The organism is Chitinibacter sp. GC72, from assembly GCF_009760905.1.
Taxonomy (GTDB): domain Bacteria; phylum Pseudomonadota; class Gammaproteobacteria; order Burkholderiales; family Chitinibacteraceae; genus Chitinibacter.
This window is the reverse complement of record NZ_VIRW01000032.1, coordinates 1-19,390: the sequence shown is the minus strand read 5'-3', so window position 1 is coordinate 19,390 and position 19,390 is coordinate 1. Positions and strand designations below refer to the sequence as shown.

General features: G+C 53.9%; 16 protein-coding genes. 13 read left to right on the top strand and 3 right to left on the bottom strand.

Annotated elements, in window-relative coordinates:
• A partial coding sequence (locus tag FLS37_RS15990; protein ID WP_198314570.1) for a transposase occupies positions 1–161 on the top strand: 161 nt, incomplete at its 5' end.
• A 178-nt stretch (positions 162–339) separates the two neighbouring features.
• On the opposite strand, the gene FLS37_RS15985 is transcribed toward FLS37_RS15990, so the two are convergent.
• Positions 340–948 (bottom strand): TetR/AcrR family transcriptional regulator, encoded by a 609-nt coding sequence (locus FLS37_RS15985; RefSeq protein ID WP_157670966.1) that lies wholly within the window; start codon positions 946–948, stop codon positions 340–342.
• A 220-nt stretch (positions 949–1,168) separates the two neighbouring features.
• Between FLS37_RS15985 and FLS37_RS15980 the strand changes: the two genes are divergently transcribed.
• Genes FLS37_RS15980 through FLS37_RS15970 form a run of 3 tightly spaced genes read left to right on the top strand, consistent with a single transcriptional unit; the run spans position 1,169 to position 6,840 of the window.
• Positions 1,169–2,311: an efflux RND transporter periplasmic adaptor subunit gene (locus FLS37_RS15980; RefSeq protein ID WP_157670965.1), complete on the top strand. Its 1,143-nt coding sequence runs from the start codon at positions 1,169–1,171 to the stop codon at positions 2,309–2,311.
• A gap of 12 nt (positions 2,312–2,323) precedes the next feature.
• The gene (locus tag FLS37_RS15975; RefSeq protein ID WP_157670964.1) at positions 2,324–5,461 is read left to right on the top strand and encodes an efflux RND transporter permease subunit; all 3,138 of its coding nucleotides are present in this window, start codon (positions 2,324–2,326) and stop codon (positions 5,459–5,461) included.
• A complete protein-coding gene (locus FLS37_RS15970; RefSeq protein ID WP_157670963.1) occupies positions 5,461–6,840 on the top strand; it encodes an efflux transporter outer membrane subunit in 1,380 nt (459 codons plus the stop codon). Before FLS37_RS15975 ends, FLS37_RS15970 begins: the two co-directional genes overlap by 1 nt.
• 315 nt (positions 6,841–7,155) lie before the next feature.
• Here the strand turns inward: FLS37_RS15970 and FLS37_RS15965 are convergent, their stop codons facing one another.
• Positions 7,156–7,332 (bottom strand): DUF1289 domain-containing protein, encoded by a 177-nt coding sequence (locus FLS37_RS15965; protein WP_198314684.1) that lies wholly within the window; start codon positions 7,330–7,332, stop codon positions 7,156–7,158.
• A 239-nt stretch (positions 7,333–7,571) separates the two neighbouring features.
• Between FLS37_RS15965 and FLS37_RS15960 the strand changes: the two genes are divergently transcribed.
• Positions 7,572–9,185 (top strand): methyl-accepting chemotaxis protein, encoded by a 1,614-nt coding sequence (locus FLS37_RS15960; protein ID WP_157670962.1) that lies wholly within the window; start codon positions 7,572–7,574, stop codon positions 9,183–9,185.
• 74 nt (positions 9,186–9,259) lie between these two features.
• On the opposite strand, the gene FLS37_RS15955 is transcribed toward FLS37_RS15960, so the two are convergent.
• The gene (locus FLS37_RS15955) at positions 9,260–10,258 is read right to left on the bottom strand and encodes a rhodanese-related sulfurtransferase (protein WP_374756840.1); all 999 of its coding nucleotides are present in this window, start codon (positions 10,256–10,258) and stop codon (positions 9,260–9,262) included.
• A gap of 282 nt (positions 10,259–10,540) precedes the next feature.
• Between FLS37_RS15955 and FLS37_RS15950 the strand changes: the two genes are divergently transcribed.
• The 8 genes from FLS37_RS15950 to FLS37_RS15915 all read left to right on the top strand — a co-directional run.
• Entirely contained in the window at positions 10,541–12,871 is a 2,331-nt protein-coding gene (locus FLS37_RS15950; RefSeq protein WP_198314682.1) for a PAS domain-containing sensor histidine kinase, read from the top strand.
• Positions 12,872–12,956: 85 nt separating this feature from the next.
• Entirely contained in the window at positions 12,957–13,589 is a 633-nt protein-coding gene (locus FLS37_RS15945; protein WP_198314681.1) for a response regulator transcription factor, read from the top strand.
• Positions 13,590–14,040: 451 nt separating this feature from the next.
• Entirely contained in the window at positions 14,041–15,285 is a 1,245-nt protein-coding gene (locus FLS37_RS15940; RefSeq protein ID WP_157670960.1) for an ABC transporter substrate-binding protein, read from the top strand.
• Positions 15,286–15,510: 225 nt separating this feature from the next.
• The gene (locus tag FLS37_RS15935; protein WP_157670959.1) at positions 15,511–16,404 is read left to right on the top strand and encodes a carbohydrate ABC transporter permease; all 894 of its coding nucleotides are present in this window, start codon (positions 15,511–15,513) and stop codon (positions 16,402–16,404) included.
• The gene (locus tag FLS37_RS15930) at positions 16,397–17,254 is read left to right on the top strand and encodes a carbohydrate ABC transporter permease (RefSeq protein ID WP_157670958.1); all 858 of its coding nucleotides are present in this window, start codon (positions 16,397–16,399) and stop codon (positions 17,252–17,254) included. The genes FLS37_RS15935 and FLS37_RS15930 overlap by 8 nt, the downstream gene beginning before the upstream one ends.
• A 154-nt stretch (positions 17,255–17,408) precedes the next feature.
• Positions 17,409–18,497 (top strand): ABC transporter ATP-binding protein, encoded by a 1,089-nt coding sequence (locus FLS37_RS15925; RefSeq protein WP_157670957.1) that lies wholly within the window; start codon positions 17,409–17,411, stop codon positions 18,495–18,497.
• Positions 18,498–18,677: 180 nt separating this feature from the next.
• Positions 18,678–19,145, top strand: a complete 468-nt coding sequence (locus tag FLS37_RS15920; RefSeq protein ID WP_157670956.1) for a hypothetical protein — start codon at positions 18,678–18,680, stop codon at positions 19,143–19,145.
• Positions 19,146–19,209: 64 nt separating this feature from the next.
• On the top strand, positions 19,210–19,390 hold a 181-nt coding region (locus tag FLS37_RS15915; protein WP_157315105.1), incomplete at its 3' end, for a hypothetical protein.

Sequence of the window (19,390 nt, the reverse complement as noted above, 5' to 3'; positions counted from 1 at the left end):
GGCAATTTGGTGGTAGGACGAAAAACTTCACCGGTGAAGTTTTTTGGGCGCGCGGCTATTTTGTTTCGACGGTGGGTTTGGATGAAGCAATGGTCAGAGCCTATATCCGAAATCAAGAAAAGGAAGATGAGCGTTACGACCAGATGAAGCTGGGGTTGTGACTCGCCGCCTTGGGCGGCACTTGGTTTGTTGACGCCTTCGAGGCGTTCCTCTAATAAGCCCCCAGCTTTGCTGGGGGTCATTTAACTGAGTGAGGGATAAAGCAAAGCCACTCTGCGGAGTGGCTTTTTATTTGCAACTGTGTTTTCCATCGCGCTGGATACAAGCGCAGGTTCTGGTTTAACTGCGCACGATTTGTACTATGGTGCGCTGCAGGGCTGGTAGTACGGCTTGCGTATTGAGGCGCGGGTTGCTGATGGCGCGCATGCTCAAGCCATCAAACAGAGAAATAATCAGGTCGCACCGCGCATTATTATCTTCTTCGCTGAGTGCGGGCAGATCTGCGCGGGCCTTGGTGATGATGTCCTTGCCAAATTCATGCAACACGCGATTTGACGCTTGCAGCATTTCGGCGACTTTGGGGTTGCGCGATGCTTCGGCGATCATTTCAAAGTTGAGCGCCGAGTTTGATAAATCCAGACTGTCGGCAAGGCCTTGTTCGGCGTGCTCAATTAGCGCCTCAATTGTGTTTTCTGCGCGCAGCAACATATGGATTACCTGCAACTGCTTGTGCTGCTCGCGATCAATAATCGCCGAGATAATCGCTTCCTTGTTTGCAAAATAATGATAGATATGGCCCACGCTCATGCCCGCTGCTTTGGCGATTGATGCCATGCTGGCAGCATGAAAACCGGCGAGGCGAAAACAGGCCGCTGCTGCATCCAGCACTTGCAGCCGTCGTAATTCTGCTTTATCAATATCGGGTAAATCAGCAGAGTTGGCGCTCATTGTCACAATTTCCTAAGGTATTCAAGCTAGATTCGGTGTGGAATTATACTCACTTGCCATTTTTTTGCTAAGAAATTAGAATGATCGTTCATTCTAGAGTGAGCGCTCTAAATTTACAAGCCAGCTGCCAGCAGGATCTGCTTGGCTTTCTACTTCATGCATTCAGATAAAGAGAACAAATATGCCCAGACAGCCAAAGTCCCTGCCACGGTTACTAACAATGACATTGCTCGCTGCTGCGCTGAGCGCTTGCGGCCAGCAGGCGCCCCAGGGGGGGGCGGGTGCCAACGGCCCTATGCCAGTAGGCGTCGTGAGTTTGAAGGCTCAGGATATCCAGATCGAGCGTGAATTGCCGGGTCGTACCGTCGCCCACCGCAGTGCTGAAATTCGCCCGCAAGTAGGAGGCATTTTGCAAAAACGCCTATTCACCGAAGGCAGCGAAGTAAGTGCTGGAGAGGTCTTGTACCAGATCGACGACGCTAGTTTTAAAGCCAGCTATGAAAGTGCTAGCGCGGCATTGGCGCGGGCTCAGGCCAGCTTGCTCAGCAGCAAACTTAAAGCAGAACGCTATCAGGAGCTGATTGCGATCAATGGCGTTAGCCGTCAGGAAAACGATGATGCACAGGCCGCTTTTCTGCAAGCCAAAGCTGATGTGGCGGCCGCAACGGCAGCGCAGCAAGTTGCCAAGATCAATTTAAATTACAGCCAGCTGCGCTCGCCGATTAGCGGGCGAATTGGCAAGTCTAGTGTGAGTGAAGGGGCTTTGCTCGCAGTTGGGCAAGCCACTGCCTTAGCCACGGTGCAGCAGCTTGACCCGATTTATGTCGATATCAGCCAGTCCAGCGCAGAATTATTGCGCCTGAAAACCGAATTTGCCACTGCGCAGCCGACCAAGCAAGGCTTGCCAGTTCGCCTGATTACCGAAGACGGCCGTGAATTTGCGCACGAAGGTCGTTTGCAATTTGCCGATGCGACGGTTGACGCCGAAACCGGCGGCGTGACCTTGCGTGTGTTGGTGCCCAATCCGGACAAAATCTTGCTGCCTGGCATGTTTGTCCGCGCCAAATTGGCCACTGCGGAAGTGCAGAAAGCAGTGTTGATTCCGCAGCAGGCACTGATTCGCTCTCCGAAAGGGCAAGCCAATGTCATGGTGGTCGATAAAAACGGGCAGGCACAGGCCGTGCCGGTGAAAGCCAGCCGCACTGTGGGCGATCAGTGGCTGATCAGCGAAGGCTTGCAGGGTAACGAGCAATTGATCGTTGAAGGTTTGCAGAAAGTGCAGCCTGGCATGCCGGTGAAAGCCGAACCAGCCAAAACACAGAGTCAAGCCCAGCCACAAGCCAGCGCAGCAGCGCGTCAATAAAGGAGTTTGAGCATGGCGCGTTTTTTTATTGATCGGCCCATTTTTGCATGGGTGATCGCTCTGATCATTATGCTGGCCGGTATTTTGGCCATCCGTGGTCTGGCGGTTGAGCAGTACCCGCCGGTGGCTCCGCCCGCAATTACGATTTCGGCAGTGTACCCAGGGGCTGCGGCCAAAACGGTGGAAGACTCAGTCACCCAGGTGATTGAACAGAAAATGAAAGGGATCGATAAGCTGAGGTATATCAGCTCAAGCAGCGACGAATCTGGCGCGGTGAGCATTACCCTCAGTTTTGCTGCCGATGCCGATGCCGATATTGCGCAAGTACAAGTGCAGAACAAATTGCAGCTCGCGCTGACCCAATTGCCGCAAGAAGTGCAGCAACAAGGGGTGACGGTCACCAAGTCTTCATCGAGCTTTTTGATGGTGGTTGGCTTTGTTGCCAAAGACGGCAATATGACCAAAACCGATTTGGCCGACTATGCTGCCGCGAATATTGTTGATCCGCTCAGCCGCATTAACGGCGTGGGTAATGTGCAACTATTCGGTGCGCAATATGCGATGCGCGTCTGGATTGATCCTAGCAAGTTGGCCAATTACAAGCTTACCACCCAGGATGTGATTGCCGCCATCAAGGCGCAAAATGCGCAGGTATCGGCAGGTCAGATTGGTGGCATGCCTTCGGTACCGGGGCAGCGTCTGAATGCGGCGATTATTGCGCAAAGCCGATTGGAGACCCCTGAGCAATTTGGCCGGATTTTACTGCGCGTGAAGCCCGACGGTGGCCAGATTCGGCTTGCGGATGTGGCGCGGGTAGAGCGTGGTGCAGAGAGCTATGACATCGAAAGCCGCTTTAACGGCAAACCTGCTGCAGGGATTGGTATCAATCTGGCGACTGGTGCGAATGCTTTGGAAACCGCGAGACTTGTGCGCGAGAAAATGGCCGAAATGCAGCCGTATTTCCCGGCAGGCATGGATGTCGTCGTGCCGTATGACACCACACCTTTTGTGAAACTCTCGATTGAAGAAGTCGTTAAAACTCTGATCGAAGCCGTGATTTTGGTGTTCTGCGTGATGTATTTATTCTTGCAGAATTTCCGCGCCACGCTGATTCCGACGATTGCCGTCCCGGTGGTCTTGCTCGGTACTTTCGGTGTAATGGCTGCGTTTGGGTTCTCGATTAATACGCTCACGATGTTCGGCATGGTGCTCGCCATTGGTTTGCTGGTTGATGATGCCATTGTGGTGGTCGAAAACGTCGAACGGGTGATGAGCGAAGAAGGCCTTACCCCAAAAGAAGCCACGCGCAAATCCATGTCGCAGATTACTGGCGCGCTGGTAGGGATTGCGCTGGTTCTGTCGGCGGTGTTTGTGCCGATGGCTTTCTTTGGTGGCTCCACTGGCGTGATTTATCGCCAATTCTCGATCACTGTAGTATCCGCTATGGCGCTGTCGGTCTTGGTGGCCTTGACCTTAAGTCCTGCCTTGTGCGCCACTTTGCTCAAGCCGATTCCAAAAGGCGGCCAGCATGGCACACACGGCTTCTTTGGCTGGTTTAATCGCCAGTTTGAAGCGCTGAACGCGCGTTATCAAAATGTCGTTAGCCGCTGGTTGCTCAAATCGGGCCGCTATATGGTGGTGTATCTGGTCTTGGTGGGCGTGATGGTGGCGATGTTTATGCGTTTGCCGACTTCATTCTTGCCCGATGAAGATCAGGGTATTTTGTTCACCCAGGTGATGTTGCCTGCGGGATCAACCCAAGAGCAAACCGTGAGCGTGCTGGAAAAAGTTGAACGTCATTTCTTGCAAGATGAAAAAGACAGCGTGGCGTCGATCTTTACCGTTGCAGGCTTTAGCTTTGGCGGTAGCGGCCAAAATGCCGGTATCGGTTTTGTGATGCTCAAAGACTGGTCGGAACGGCACGGTGCTGATCAGCATGTGCAAGCGGTGATGGGGCGAGCCTACGGCGCATTTGGTCAAATCAAGGAAGCGATGATCTTTGCCTTTGCCCCTCCGGCGGTGATGGAGCTGGGTAATGCGTCGGGCTTTGATTTGCAGCTGCAAGATCGCGGCGGTGTCGGCCATCAAAAGCTCACCGAAGCGCGCAATATGCTACTGGGTATGGCGGCTAAAGACCCGAATGTGGTTGGTGTTCGCCCCAATGGTCAGCCAGATTCACCGCAGCTGCGGCTCGATATTGATCAGGAAAAAGCCAGCGCACTGGGCCTATCGATTAGCGATATCAATCAGACGTTGGCGGCGGCCTGGGGTTCGGCCTATATCAACGATTTCGTTGATCGCGGTCGGGTGAAGAAGGTGTATTTGCAAGCTGATGCGCCATTCAGGATGAAGCCGGAAGACCTGAATCAGTGGTATATCAAAAATGCCAGCGGAAAAATGGTGCCGTTCTCGGCCTTTGCCACTAGCCGCTGGGATTATGGCTCGCCACGGTTGACGCGCTATAACAGCGTGCCATCGATGAATCTGCAAGGTCAGGCCGCACCGGGTAAAAGTTCGGGCGATGCCATGCTGGCCATGGAAGCCATGATTGCCAAATTGCCAGCCGGTATTGGCTATGAGTGGAGCGGTTTGTCGCTGGAAGAGCGTGAAGCAGGGGCACAAGCGCCTGCACTGTATGCCTTGTCCTTGCTGATCGTGTTCTTGTGCCTGGCGGCGCTGTATGAAAGCTGGTCGATTCCATTCTCGGTGATGCTGGTGGTGCCACTGGGCGTGATCGGTGCGCTGGCGGCGACGATGGGGCGCGGCTTGAGTAATGACGTGTATTTCCAGGTCGGGCTGCTGACGACGATTGGTTTGTCGGCGAAAAATGCCATCCTGATCGTCGAATTCGCCAAAGAGCTGGTTGATGACGGCATGGAGCTGATGGCAGCCACTTTGAAAGCCGTTCGGATGCGTTTACGGCCGATTATCATGACCTCGCTGGCCTTCGGCTTTGGCGTATTGCCGCTGGCCTTGGCGGATGGTGCAGGTTCTGGCGCGCAAAACGCGATTGGTACTGGCGTATTGGGTGGCATGCTTACCGCCACTGTGTTGGGGATTTTCTTTGTGCCGGTCTTCTTTGTGCTGATCAGCCGCTATTTCTCGGCGAGCCGTTATCGCTCTGCCGAAATCACTAAGGAGCCACGTTAATGACGCGCACGCTGATTTCAATCGCCATCGTGGCGATGCTCTCGGGCTGCATGAGCCTTGCGCCCACCTACGAGCGTCCGGCCAGCCCGGTATCTTCTGAAATTAATGACGGGTATAGAGCTACAGAGCAATCTGTATCTGATCTGCAGCCCTATACCCAGTGGGAGCAATTGTTCGCTGACCCACAACTGCAAACATTGATCCGCAGCGCACTGGCGCAAAACCGCGATTATCGTGTCGCGGCGCTGAATATTGAAAAAGTACGGGCGCAATACCAGATCAGCCAGGCCAGCCGCCTGCCCGCCATTGGTCTTAACGCTGGTGCCAATCTCACCGGCGAGACCCGCGGCGAGAGCAATGTCCGCCGCCAATACACAGCCACAGTGGGTTTGAGCAACTATGAAATCGATTTTTTTGGCCGCATCAAAAGCCTGAATGACGCCGCGCTGGCGCAGTATCTGGGCTCGCAAGCCGCGCAGCAAAGCCTGCGGCTGAGCCTGATTGCCGAAGTCGCCAATGCTTATTTCACGCTGGCTGCTGATCAGGCCAATCTGCAGCGCGTGAGCGCCACGCTGGCCTCAAGGCAGGAATCGCACACGCTGATCGAGCGCCGCTTTGCCGCCGGAGTGATTGGCGAGCTGGATGTACAGCAGTCAAAAATCGCCGTCGAAACCGCCCGCGCAGATCAGGCGCGCTATCAGGCTTTGCTGGTGCAGGATCAAAATGCCCTGCGTGTTCTGCTGGGTGGTGAAACCGGCTTGAGCGATGCCGCAATCGACGTGCAACAAGCGCTAGCTGCACCGGTATTACCGGCGCAATTGGCCTCTGATGTACTGCTGCGCCGCCCTGACGTGCAGCAGGCCGAGTTTGCCTTGAAAGCGGCCAATGCCAATATTGGTGCGGCGCGTGCGGCGTTTTTCCCCAGCATCACGCTGACGGCCAATACCGGGTTTTCCAGCGCCAGCCTCTCCAGCCTGTTTCAGTCTGGCAGCGGCCTCTGGTTGTTTGCCCCGCAGTTGAACCTGCCGATATTCGATGGTGGGCGCAATCAGGCCAATCTGGACATCGCTAAGGCCGAGCGCGACATTGCGCTGGCCAATTACGATAAGGCGATTCAAAACGCGTTTCGTGAAGTGAGCGATGGTTTGACCGTGGCCAGTAGCCATCAGGATCGGGTCGCATCCCAGCAAGCCCAGCTGGATGCCGCACGGCGCGCTTTCCAGATTGCCCAAGCCCGCTATCAGAAAGGCGTGGGCGCGTATCTGGACGTACTGGATAGCCAGCGTGCGCTGTATCAGGCCGAGCAGGCGCTGACCAGCCTGCAATTGCAGCAGGCCCAAAATCTGGTCAATTTATACAAAGCCACGGCCTTGTATTAATTTGATATTGTTCGGCTGCACCACGGCTGCATCGCAAAAACCGGGCCAATCTGGCCCGGTCAGGCTGCAGACAAAGTGGGAAATTACGATTTTCAAGTCTCGGCAAAGCCGAGCCTAGGAAGTAAGGCCTTTAATCTGCAGCCTTGATGTTTTATTCCCACCCCTCCCGTCCCCTTCTTGAGGGGAGCCTCGCTTCGCGAGTGGGGTTTGTCATCAATCCGACCGGGCTTATCTGGCCCGGTTTTTTTTATGCATTTTACCGCGAGAAAAAATTTACTCGGTGGGTATATTTAGCTAGAGCAATTGTAGATTGATTTAGCTGGCAATACCCATGGCTTCAGTCTGGCTGATGCGATTCAGAATGGCTTGTTTTTCTTCGTCACTGGCCTTGGACCAGCGCCGCAGCTCGTCCAGCGTTCGCAGGCAGCCAATACAATGGGTGCCGCTCTCGTCAAGCTGGCAAAGTTTGATACAGGGAGATTGAATCGTCATCAGAATTTCCAAACCGGGTGCGGCCTGCATTGAAACGCAAATCAGCGAGCTTGGCAATCTGTCTGGTTGGCGCCGGACTGTCGCTTGCTTGCTGACAAGTTGCAGATTACAAAAAGATTATCAGCCTTTGCGGCCATGCCGCGCACGACTTATCGCGATACCGCATCCACTGCAGCTTTCACGCCAGAGACTCCACGTGCGATCACGCATCACAGGCTCATTGTTCCGGAGACACCATCATGACCATCAAACAGAAATTAATCGCGCTCTGCGCGGGCTTGTTAACCTTGATGGTAGCGATGGGCGCGCTGGCCGTGCTGGGGCTGGCTAAAACCAATTCGGCATTTGAGACCACCTACCACGACCGCATTCTGCCACTGGCGCAGCTGAAAATTGTCGCCGATATGTACGCCGTCAATATTGTCGATGCCACGCACAAGGCCAATTATCAGCTTTTTACCCCGCAGGAAGCGCTGGCTCAAGTCAAGCAGGCGCATAGCCTGATTGATCAGCAATGGCAGGCCTATACGGCCACGGACTTAACCAGCGAAGAAGCTGCACTGTTGGCCGAAACGCGCAAGACCATGGAGCTGGCCAACCAGGAAGTGGTGTATCTGGAGCAATTGCTGGCCAAAGGCGAGATGACCGAAGTCGATGAATTTGCCCGCAAGCGACTGTATGCCGCCATCGACCCGGTATCGGGCCATATTTCGCGGCTGGTTGATTTGCAGCTGGCCGAGGCGAAAAAGAATTTCGAGCTGGCGCAGCAAAGTTATGCCCAGACGCGGACCTTAACGATTGCCTTTTTGCTGGGGGCCTTGCTGTTTGGCGCCGGATTTGCCGGCTGGCTGATTCTGGGCATGAGCCGTAAAATCAGCGCACTGCGCGATCGCTTGAGCCAGGCCACCGAAAATCAGGATCTAACGCTGCGCGCCGATGTCATCGGGCGCGACGAAATCGACAGCATCGCCGTTGGTTATAACGCGCTGGCGGGCAAAATGCAGTCCTTGGTTGGTAATGTTGCCAAAGCCATCGATACGGTGACGAGAGAGACGGAAAATCTGGCGACCAGCAGCGATCAGGTCGCACAAGCCACGCATATGGGCGCCGAATCGACTAGCTCGATGGCCGCAGCGGTTGAGCAGATGACAGTGGCGATCGCGCATGTGGCCGATAATGCCGAATCGGCCCGCGAGCTGGGGCAGCACACGCTCAATAGCGCACACGATGGCGGCCAGCGCATCCAGCGTGCCGTTAGCGAAATCCGCAGTATTGATCAGGCCGTGGCCAGCGCGGCGCACAAAGTGGCCATGCTCGGTGAGGACGCCGCGAAAATCAGCTCGGTGGTCACCGTGATCAAGGAAGTGGCCGAGCAGACCAATCTGCTGGCGCTCAATGCCGCCATCGAGGCGGCACGCGCAGGTGAGCAGGGGCGTGGTTTTGCTGTGGTCGCCGATGAGGTGCGCAAGCTGGCCGAGCGTACCGCGTCGGCGACGGTGGATATTCAGCAAATGGTCGGACGGATCGACAGCACCAGCAAGGAAGCGGTGAGCAGCATCAGCTCAACGGCGCAGCGCGCGCATGATTGTGCTGATGTGGCCAATGACGCCGGCCAGGTGATCGAGGGGATGAATGAAGACGTCCGGCGCGAAGACCACGCGGTGCGCAATATTGCCGAATCATTGAGCGAGCAGAAATCGAGTACGCAGCTGATTGCCCAGCAGGTGGAACGCGTTGCGCAAATGACCGATGAAAATACGGCGGCGGTGGCCAGTATGAGCCAATCGGCCAATTTGCTGGGGCAGTTGACGCAAAACCTCAGAAGCGAAGTGAATCGTTTCCGCTATGTCTAATCCACTGCGACTCGTCAATTGAAAACAGTAATGAGGCTCGCGCTTTGATCAAGGCGAGCCTCGTGTCGTTCGATTTACTGTTCTTGTGCCTTGTTCTTGGCGCGATCCTGCTCTTTTTTGCGCTGCTTGGCCTGACGGTGTAGTTCGGCCGCACGCGCGGCATCGCTGCCAATATGCGCTTCACCGCGTTCCTGCGCCAGACGTACCTGCTTCTGGCGCTCAAGGAAACGCTGCTGTTGCTCGGGGGTATGCGTCCCAAAGCAATGCGGGCAGCAGGCGCCAAGGATATACTGCTCGCTTTTCTTTTCTTCGTCGGTCAACGGCATGCGGCAGGCGTGGCATTGATCGAAGCTGCCTTTTTCCAGTTTGTGATTGACTGCCACGCGGTCGTCAAAGACAAAGCATTCGCCTTCCCACATCGTTTGTTCTTCCGGCACTTCCTCCAGATACTTCAGAATGCCGCCTTCCAGATGGTAAACCTCTTCAAAACCCTGCTCTTTCAAATACGCCGTTGATTTCTCGCAGCGAATACCGCCAGTGCAGAACATCGCAACTTTCTTGTTTTTAGCCGGGTCGAGATTGTTTTTCACGTAATCCGGAAATTCGCGAAAAGTCTCGGTTTTCGGGTTGATTGCGCCTTTGAACGTGCCGATTTGCACTTCGTAATCGTTGCGCGTATCGACCAGCACGACTTCGGGGTCGGAAATCAGCGCGTTCCAGTCTTTGGGCTTCACATACGTGCCGACGACGCGGCGTGGATCAATGCCTTCAACGCCCATCGTGACGATTTCTTTTTTCAGCTTCACCTTGCTGCGATGAAACGGCATTTTGTCGTCATAGGAAAACTTCACAACGATGTTTTCCAGCCCCGGCTGCTTGTCCAGCCATGCGAGCAGTGCGTCTATGCCTTCCTGTGTGCCTGCCACCGTGCCATTAATGCCTTCGAGCGCGAGCAAGAGCGTGCCGCGAATGCCGTTGCCATTCATCTGATTGAGTAGCGGCTGGCGCAACTCGGCAAAGTTTTCCAGAGTGACAAATTTATATAAAGCACACACAACGATTTGAGCAGACACCATTTGAGACATTTTCCACAAACTCCTCGCCAATCGGCAAAACCTGGTACGCCCAACAGCTGTACCCAGGGTGGGGGATTTTTAAGCAGGCGCAATTATACGGGCAATGTCGCGGCTGACCAGTCCCCAATCTGCCGTATGGCGGGTCAATGGCCGCAGTGAAGGGGAGGAATGACGCGCCAGTTGTGGCTTTGCCTGCACGGATGCAGCATCAGCTTGGTGAATCGGGCTGCGGGTATTAAGGTATGGTTATCGCCGAATCGGACACAGTATGCTCGCGCCATGAAGACCTTACGGATGCTTTTTTACCGCTTGAAAGCACGCTGGTACCGGCAATGGCCGTGGTGGATGGCCTATGGGTTGGTTTTGCTGCTGCTGTGTGCGCTGGTTTTCTATGTGGTGCAAACCGAGCGCACAGAACGTCAGGCTCGCGAAGCGGCCTATGCGCAGGATTTGCTCTGGCAAGAGCAGGAGCTGCGGGTGCGCTTGCAAAGCAACCAGAATTCGCTGGAAAGCCTGGCCTATTCGCTGGCCTCAGATTCGATTGATCTGGAAGAATTCCGCGTTCGAGCTGACTTGCTGATCAAGAATAACCCCGAAATTCTGGCCATCGAGCTGATTGATGCCAGTGGTTTTTATATTGGCGGCATGCCCAAATTTACCCATCGCCCCGAGCATCTGGTGCCGCTGGCCGACGAGCGCCTGATTGAAACGCTGGACGGTGTCGCCACGCTGGGCTATCCCCTGTATTCCAATGTGATTGCACGCAGCGAGCCGCTGATGATGCAGATGGTGCCGATCTTCCGCTTTGCCAGCTTTGATGGCGCGGTGATGGTGACCTATAGCCTGGAGCGCATGCTGCAGCACCGCGTACCGTGGTGGTTGGTGCAGCGCTATCAGTTGCAGCTGGTTGATTCGCAAAACCGCGTGCTGGCGCCCAGCGCATTTCATAGCAAACTGGAAGGTAGCGACGTGCGCGAAATGGCATTTGGCAATCTCGGTTCGGGCGTTCGTCTGCTCGCCAAGCCGCTGCAAACGCCATCGCGCTGGCAAAGTTGGTCCTGGCTGGTGCTGGTGCTGCTGCTGGTTGGTTTGCTGATCTGGGCGCTCAAGCTGCTGCGCTTGCGGATGCAGGAGCGGCAACTGGCCGAAATGGCCTTGCAGGATGAAATCTCGTTTCGCTCGGCGATGGAAAATTCGCTGGCCACCGGCTTGCGTGCCACCGACAGGGAAGGGCGGCTGATTTATGTGAACCGGGCGTTTGCCGATATGGTCGGCTGGTCGGTCGACGAGCTCAAAGGGCAAAAGCAGCCGCTGCCATTCTGGGCGCCCGAAGCGCTGGCCGAATGCGATGCTGCCTACCGTGCCATTCTGGCCGGACAAAGCCCGGTTAATGGTTTCGAGTTGCGCTATATGCGCAAAAACGGCGAGCGGTTTGACGTGCGTCTGTATTCATCCAAGCTGATTGACGGCAAGGGCGAGCATCGCGGCTGGATGGCCTCGATCAACGACATTACCGAGCTCAAACGCGACCGCGAAGCATTGCAACAGTCGCGTCAGCAATTGCGCACCGTACTGGAAGGGCTGGATGTGGCCGTCTGCGTCAGCGATGTGCACAGCGGCGAAGTGCTGTACCGCAATCGCAAGCACCAGAAATGCTTTCCGATTGACGAGCTGAACTTGAATGAGCAACCGAGTGTATTTTGCTGGATTTCATGGCGTAGAGGTCAAGGGTATATGCCTGAAGGACAGGAATTTGAAGAGCTGGATGTCATTACAGGTAGGGAGTATCAGCTGGCTCAGCGCTATGTGAGCTGGCTCGACGGGCGGGCGGCTTTGCTGGAGATCTGCAGCGACATTACCGAGCGCCGTCAGCAGGAAGAAGAAAACCGCCTGCGTAATGAACGGATGCAGCATACGGCCAGGCTGGTCAATATGGGCGAGCTGGCCTCCAGTCTGGCGCATGAGCTCAATCAGCCGCTGGCGGCCATTGCCAGCTACAGCGCCGCCTGCGAAACCATGCTCTACAAACCCAATCCCCCGCTGGGCAAAGTGCAGGAAACGCTGGTCAAAATGACCGAACAGGCGCGGCGGGCCGGGCAGATTATTCGCGGTATCCGGCAGTTGGTGGTTAAACGCGCCAGCGAGCAAGGCCCGTGCGTGCTGGCTGAGCTCATCGACGTGGTGCTGCCATTGCTCGCGCCATTGGCGCAGAAAATGAAAATACGCATCGACATCGAGCTGCCCGAACCTAGTCCAGTGGTGTTGGGTGATGCCGTTATGCTCGAACAGGTGATTTTGAATCTGGTCAAAAATGGGCTCGAATCCATGACCGAGACTCCGGTGGCCCAGCGCCGCCTGCTGATTCGTTGCGAGCAGCAGGCCGACAGCGTCGAGATCCGCATTCTGGATCGTGGCTGCGGCGTGGCCGATATGTCGCAACTGTTCCAGCCTTTTTATACCACCAAGCGCGAAGGCATGGGGATGGGCCTCAATATTTGCCGTTCGGTCATTGAACAACATAAAGGCCATTTGTGGGCCGAAGTGCACACAGGCGGAGGTACGCAAATGTGCTTCCGCCTTCCTACAATCAATACAGCTGTAAGTCTCTGAGCAAGCATTTCGGAGCCAAGAGGAAGATCGACGCCCAGCAATGCTTGCCTTTCTGCTCAACATAGATATAAAGGGAGTGAATTGAATGAAAGCCAACCCCATCCCCATGGTGGCAATTATTGATGATGATGAAGCGGTGCGTGACTCGCTCAGCTTGCTGCTGGAAACCGAAGGCTGGGCTGCGCTCAACTATCCGTCGGCAGAGGATTTTCTTGAGGAAGGCGACGCCAGTCGGTTTGCCTGTTTGATCGTCGATGTGCGCATGGATGGAATGAGCGGTCTGGAGTTATTCACCGAGCTCAAGCAAGGCAATTATCTGCCGCCAGTGATTTTTCTGACCGGCCACGGTGATGTGCCAATGGCGGTGAATGCGCTAAAAGATGGTGCTACCGATTTTCTGCAAAAGCCCTGCGATCACCGCGAACTGCTGGCACGCGTTAGCGAGTGCATTGCCAAGGACATCGAGCGACGCGGTGCCACAGCCCATCAGCAAAAGGTCAGCGAGCTGGTCGCCGAGCTCACCCCGCGCGAGCGCGATGTCCTCAAGGAAATCATGCTGGGCAAGTTGAACAAACAGATCGCCGACCGGCTGGATATCAGTACCAAAACGGTTGAAGTGCACCGCGCACGGATTTTCATCAAGATGAAAGTGCACTCAGCAATGGAGCTGGCCGCGATGCTGAAAGAAATCCCGATGGATGAGCTACTCGGCTCATAAAACCGGCATGTGGCCTGACTGACATCGCTTCAAGGTAAAGCCCGGAAACGGGCTTTCAGGCTGCGGCGAAAGCGGAAGCGGACACTTTTCAAGTCTCGGCAAAGCCGAGCCTAGGAAATATGATTTTGAATTTGCAGTCTTGATGTTTTATTCCCACCCCTCCCGTCCCATCCTTGAGGGGAGCCTCGCTTCGCGAGTGAATTTGATCATCAATCTGAACAGCCAGGAAACGGATCTTTATTATTTCAAGTCCTTATTTTTACAAGATAAATTTATTATTTTGTCAGGAATGCGGGGTAAAGCTGAATTTATCTATAAGTGGATAACCTTAGGGCGTCAGCCTGACAGGAGATTACCTGATTTCTCGTAATGTGTAGTGTGCGTATTCTGACTACAACCGGAGCGGATTGAGCCGCAATCGGCGAGATAAAAAACCATTGGAGATTCGATAATGCGCAACTTGAAATTGGGTTTGATGGCAGGCAGCATGGCATTGGCTTTTTCGGCCCAGGCTGCTGAGGTGGAAGTACTCCATTACTGGACTTCAGGTGGTGAAGCCAAAGCCGCAGCCGAGTTGAAAAAAATGATGGAAGGCAAAGGTAATAAATGGAAAGACTTTGCCGTGGCGGGTGGTGGTGGTGAAAACGCCATGACCGCGCTAAAAACCCGCGTCGTTTCGGGGAATCCGCCTGCTGCAGCCCAAATCAAAGGCCCGTCCATTCAGGAATGGGGTGATGAAGGCGTTCTGGGATCGATCGATGCCGTCGCCAAAAAAGAAGGCTGGGATAAAGTACTGCCCCCTGTCGTATCCAATGTCATGAAATACAAAGGCCAGTATGTGGCTGCGCCAGTCAATGTACACCGCGTCAACTGGCTGTGGGTTAATCCCGAGTTACTGAAAAAAGCCAATGCCAAAGTGCCAAGCACCTGGGATGAATTTTTTGTCACCGCTGCTGCACTGCAAAAAGCCGGCATTCAGCCTCTGGCCTACGGTGGCCAGCCTTGGCAGGACAGCACCGTGTTTGAATCGGTGGCGCTGGGCGTAGGCGGTGTGGATTTCTATAAAAAAGCTTTTGTGCAGCTCGATCCGGCGACGATGAGCGGCCCGACCATGGTTAAAGTGCTGGAAACCTACAAAAAACTCAAACCGTTTACCGATAAAAATGCAGCCGGTCGCGAATGGAATCTGGCCACCAGCATGGTGATCAATGGTAAAGCGGCGATGCAATTTATGGGCGATTGGGCCAAAGGCGAGTTTCTGGCTGCGGGTAAAGTACCGGGCAAAGACTTCCTGTGTGTGGCAGCCCCGGGTACGGCCAATGCCTTTACTTTCAATATCGACAGCTTTGCGATGTTCAAGCTCAAAGATGCAGCGGCAATGAAAGGGCAGAATGATCTGGCCAGCACCTTGATGAGCCCGGCCTTTCAGGAAGTATTTAACCTGAATAAAGGCTCAATTCCGGCTCGCACTGACCTGAAAATGGACAAATTTGACGAATGTGGTAAAAAATCTGCGGTAGATTTCAAAGCCACAGCAGCCAAAGGCGGGCTAGTACCATCGTGGGCGCACGGCATGGCGATGAAATCAGCCACCCAGGGCGCTGTTTATGATGCCGTTACCCAGTTCTGGAATGACGACAAAATGAGCGCCAAAGATGCGGCCGCGAAATTGGCTGCCGCAGCAAAAACGAAATAAACCCACTGAGTAAAACCCTTGCTCATCCAGTACGACGGGTGAGCAAGGGGTCCTGCAATTTGTTGTGTCTGTGTGAATGAAACGTCTGCGGCAGAACGATCCCACTTCGCCCACGCGCACTCCCGTCACTGGTCGGTCTTTGCGCATGTGCTGCTGTGCGTTTCAAGTTGCTGTCATTCGCTGACTGGTATTCAGTTTTATCTTTGGGTTTTCTAGGAGTTCCCCATGTCTACGCCGAACGCCCATTACGGGTTTGCCGAGCGCTGGCTGCCGCGCCTTGTATTAGCGCCGTCCTTTTTATTAACGCTGGTTTTTCTCTACGGCTTTATTGCGTGGAATGGTTATTTATCGTTTACCAACTCGCGCCTGTTGCCCAATTACGAATGGGCTGGTCTGGTGCAGTACGCTACCTTGTTTGAAAACGAGCGCTGGTGGGTGGCCGTACGTAATCTGGGCATTTTTGCCGTGCTCTTTATTGGTGGCGCGATGGCGATCGGCATCACGCTGGCAATCTTGCTTGATCAGAAGGTCAGGGGAGAAGGCGCAATCCGTACCTTGTATCTTTACCCGATGGCGCTGTCCTTCGTGGTTACAGGTACTGCGTGGAAATGGATGCTCAATCCCGGTTTGGGGCTTGAAAAGCTGATGCATGACTGGGGCTTTACCAGCTTTACTTTTGATTGGCTGGTTAATTCCGAAATGTCGATTTACACCGTGGTGATTGCGGGTTTGTGGCAATCATCCGGTTTTGTGATGGCGCTGTTTCTAGCGGGGTTACGTGGTGTTGATGATTCGATTATCAAGGCGGCGCAAATCGACGGTGCCACACTGCCACGCATTTACTGGAAGATCATTCTGCCGGCGCTGCGTCCGGTGGTGTTCTCCACGCTGATGATTTTGTCGCACATTGCCATCAAGAGCTTTGATCTGGTGATGGCGTTGACCGGCGGCGGGCCTGGCTTCTCATCCGATCTGCCGGCCACCTATATGTATTCAATGGCGTTTACGCGTGGCCAGACCGGGCTGGGTGCCGCCAGCGCGATGATGATGCTGGCCACCGTGGCAGCGATTGTGGTGCCGTATTTGTATTCGGAATTGAGGAAAGACAGTCATGGCTAATTCTGAGAAATTCTGGCGCTTTGCGCTGTATGGTGCGCTGCTGTTTGCCGCTGCCTATTACCTGTTGCCGCTGTATGTGATGCTGACAACCTCAGTGAAAAGCGTCGAGGAAATCCGCGTTGGCAATTTGCTCTCATTACCAATGGCGGTGACCTTTGATGCCTGGAGCAAGGCCTGGAGCACAGCGTGTACTGGCGTGAGCTGTAATGGTTTGTCGGGTTATTTCTGGAACTCGGTGCAAATGGTGATTCCGGCAGTGGCGATCTCGACCATGCTGGGGGCGATTAATGGTTATGTATTGTCCAAATGGCGCTTTCGCGGCTCGGAAATCGTGTTCGCCATGATCCTGTTTGGCGTATTTATGCCATTTCAGGTCTTGCTGCTACCCATGGCGCAAACGCTGGGCATGTTTGGCATGGCCAATACCACGGCAGGGCTGGTCTTTGTGCATGTGGTCTGCGGCACGGCATCTACCACCCTGTTTTTCCGTAATTACTACGTTGGTATTCCGGATGAACTGATCAAGGCTGCACGACTGGATGGTGCGGGCTTCTGGCGGATTTTCTGGCGGATTATTCTGCCGATGAGCACACCGATCATCATGGTGACGCTGATCTGGCAATTTACCCAGATCTGGAATGATTTCCTGTTCGGCGTGGTATTCGCCTCGGGTGACGCGCAGCCAATTACCGTGGGTTTGAACAATCTGGCCAATACCTCGACCAGCGTGAAGGAATACAACGTGGATATGGCCGCCGCGCTAATTGCAGCGCTGCCCACCATTCTGGTCTATGTTTTTGCCGGAAAATATTTTGTCCGTGGCCTTACTGCCGGTGCGGTGAAAGGTTAGAGGTATTGCTCTGCAGGTATTTTATAGATTGATCTGTAGGGCAATACATTACTGATGTATGTGAAGATGTGGTTGATTAACTGAGTCATCAATGATCTGAATCATTGATGAAGTGCATGATCGATGAAGTGCGTAGGCACGCTGGAGAATAAACATGGGCGCTTTGGCCATCAAGAACGTAACCAAAAGTTTTGGCGATACCCACATTTTAAAAGGCATCAATATTGATATTGAAGCGGGCGAATTTCTGATTCTGGTCGGCCCTTCGGGCTGCGGTAAATCAACGCTGATGAATATCATCGCAGGGCTTGAGCAGGCTACTTCAGGTGAAGTGCATATTGCCGATCGCGTGGTCAATAATGTCGCCCCCAAAGATCGTGATATTGCGATGGTGTTCCAAAGCTACGCGCTCTATCCGACGATGAATGTGCGCCAGAACATCGCCTTTGGTATGGAAACGCGTGGCGTACCCAAAGCAGAGCAAAATGAAATCATTAACCGCGTCGCCAAAATGCTACAAATGGATCATCTGCTTGATCGCAAGCCCTCAGCATTATCCGGCGGGCAGCGCCAGCGGGTCGCAATGGGGCGGGCCTTGGCGCGAGATCCAAAATTGTTTTTGTTTGACGAGCCGCTATCGAATCTGGATGCCAAGTTACGTGTTGAAATGCGGGTGGAAATCAAGCAGCTGCATCAACGGCTGAAAACCACCATCGTGTATGTCACGCACGATCAGATCGAAGCGATGACGCTGGGCGACAAAATCGCCGTCATGAAAGACGGTGTTATCCAGCAATTTGGCTCGCCGCAAGACATCTACGAGCGCCCAGCCAATCTGTTTGTCGCCAGCTTTATTGGCTCGCCGTCGATGAATTTTATCCCCTGCCATTTGGTGCAGCAGGGCGAGCAGATCGGTGTCACTTTGCAGGGTAACGGTGTGCCGCAATTTATTGCTCTATCAGATCGTGCCGAGCTGAAAGATCGTGTCGGCCAAAAAGTGATCTTGGGCGTGCGCCCAGAGCAATGGGACGTCGAGCAGAGCGAGCACGCGCTGCAATGCGCCGTCAAAATCACCGAGCCCACTGGCCCTGATACCATGGTCTACAGCGAAGTGAACGGCGTCGAAATGATCGCCCGGGTTCACCCGCGTGCCGCCACCGCAGCCGGGACTTCATTGTCATTGATTCTGGATGTCAAAAAAGCCGTGGTGTTCGACCCGGAAACCGAGCTTAGAATTGCCTAATCGCTAACTTGCGATTGAAAATATAATGCTGTTCCCTTGGTATGCTACCTATTTGGCAGCATGCCAAGGTTTGCGCCGTCTGCACTGAAATATCTCCAAGTCATTTGCAATTCGGATGATTGCATCCGAAATGTTGCTTATAGCGATCGTTACTTGCGCAACCCTTTATCAATTTGCTTGATGATTGAAGCGGTAAACCAATTAAAAGCATTTTCTGCTGGTGACGTAGTAGATCTGGAATTTAGGATTGACACCGTTGGGCTGAATGAAAATGCAAATGGATTTAAAGCAAACTTACATTGCGTTCATGATTGGTCAGAAACACTTACGCGAGATCAGGTGTTGAAAGGCGCAGTAGAGTATTGTGGGCTCACTCCTTTGATCATTGTGGCGGACCAACGCGAGGGTATAGTCATGCATGGTCGTGCGCTCACGATCAATTTTGACTCGGGAGAGTTTGTGCGGATTCGCCTGGATCAAGGCTTCTCTTACTGGCGTCTGAACACGAAACACTATCCACCATTTCCTTTTAAAGGCAGCGTAGACGATCAAGTGGAGCGGCTGGTTAACTTGCAAGGTAATCTAACGGCCTCGGGAGAAATGCCGACGCAAGTTTTATCAAGTTTATTAATTCATAAACCCATATAAGTAGTTCCTTGCAACTAATTGGAATGAATTTTGCTTCAAAATAGGCTCTTCATAGGAGCCAAGCTTGAAACGTAATCTTTTAGGTCAACCACTCACGCCCGATGAAATCGTCATGTTAGAGAGCATGGCGCAACAGCATCATCACGCCAATTTTCGCCCACGCGCCTTGGGTTTATTGGCTTTGCACGAAGGAGAGTCGCCCAAGACCGTGAGCAAAATATTACGCATGAGCGAACAAATGGTTT

Coding starts and splice junctions, on each gene's coding strand:
- FLS37_RS15985 (WP_157670966.1), bottom strand. CDS start 948: ATGAGCGCCAACTCTGCTGATTTACCCGATATTGATAAAGCAGAATTA.
- FLS37_RS15980 (WP_157670965.1), top strand. CDS start 1,169: ATGACATTGCTCGCTGCTGCGCTGAGCGCTTGCGGCCAGCAGGCGCCC.
- FLS37_RS15975 (WP_157670964.1), top strand. CDS start 2,324: ATGGCGCGTTTTTTTATTGATCGGCCCATTTTTGCATGGGTGATCGCT.
- FLS37_RS15970 (WP_157670963.1), top strand. CDS start 5,461: ATGACGCGCACGCTGATTTCAATCGCCATCGTGGCGATGCTCTCGGGC.
- FLS37_RS15965 (WP_198314684.1), bottom strand. CDS start 7,332: ATGACGATTCAATCTCCCTGTATCAAACTTTGCCAGCTTGACGAGAGC.
- FLS37_RS15960 (WP_157670962.1), top strand. CDS start 7,572: ATGACCATCAAACAGAAATTAATCGCGCTCTGCGCGGGCTTGTTAACC.
- FLS37_RS15950 (WP_198314682.1), top strand. CDS start 10,541: ATGAAGACCTTACGGATGCTTTTTTACCGCTTGAAAGCACGCTGGTAC.
- FLS37_RS15945 (WP_198314681.1), top strand. CDS start 12,957: ATGAAAGCCAACCCCATCCCCATGGTGGCAATTATTGATGATGATGAA.
- FLS37_RS15940 (WP_157670960.1), top strand. CDS start 14,041: ATGCGCAACTTGAAATTGGGTTTGATGGCAGGCAGCATGGCATTGGCT.
- FLS37_RS15935 (WP_157670959.1), top strand. CDS start 15,511: ATGTCTACGCCGAACGCCCATTACGGGTTTGCCGAGCGCTGGCTGCCG.
- FLS37_RS15930 (WP_157670958.1), top strand. CDS start 16,397: ATGGCTAATTCTGAGAAATTCTGGCGCTTTGCGCTGTATGGTGCGCTG.
- FLS37_RS15925 (WP_157670957.1), top strand. CDS start 17,409: ATGGGCGCTTTGGCCATCAAGAACGTAACCAAAAGTTTTGGCGATACC.
- FLS37_RS15920 (WP_157670956.1), top strand. CDS start 18,678: ATGATTGAAGCGGTAAACCAATTAAAAGCATTTTCTGCTGGTGACGTA.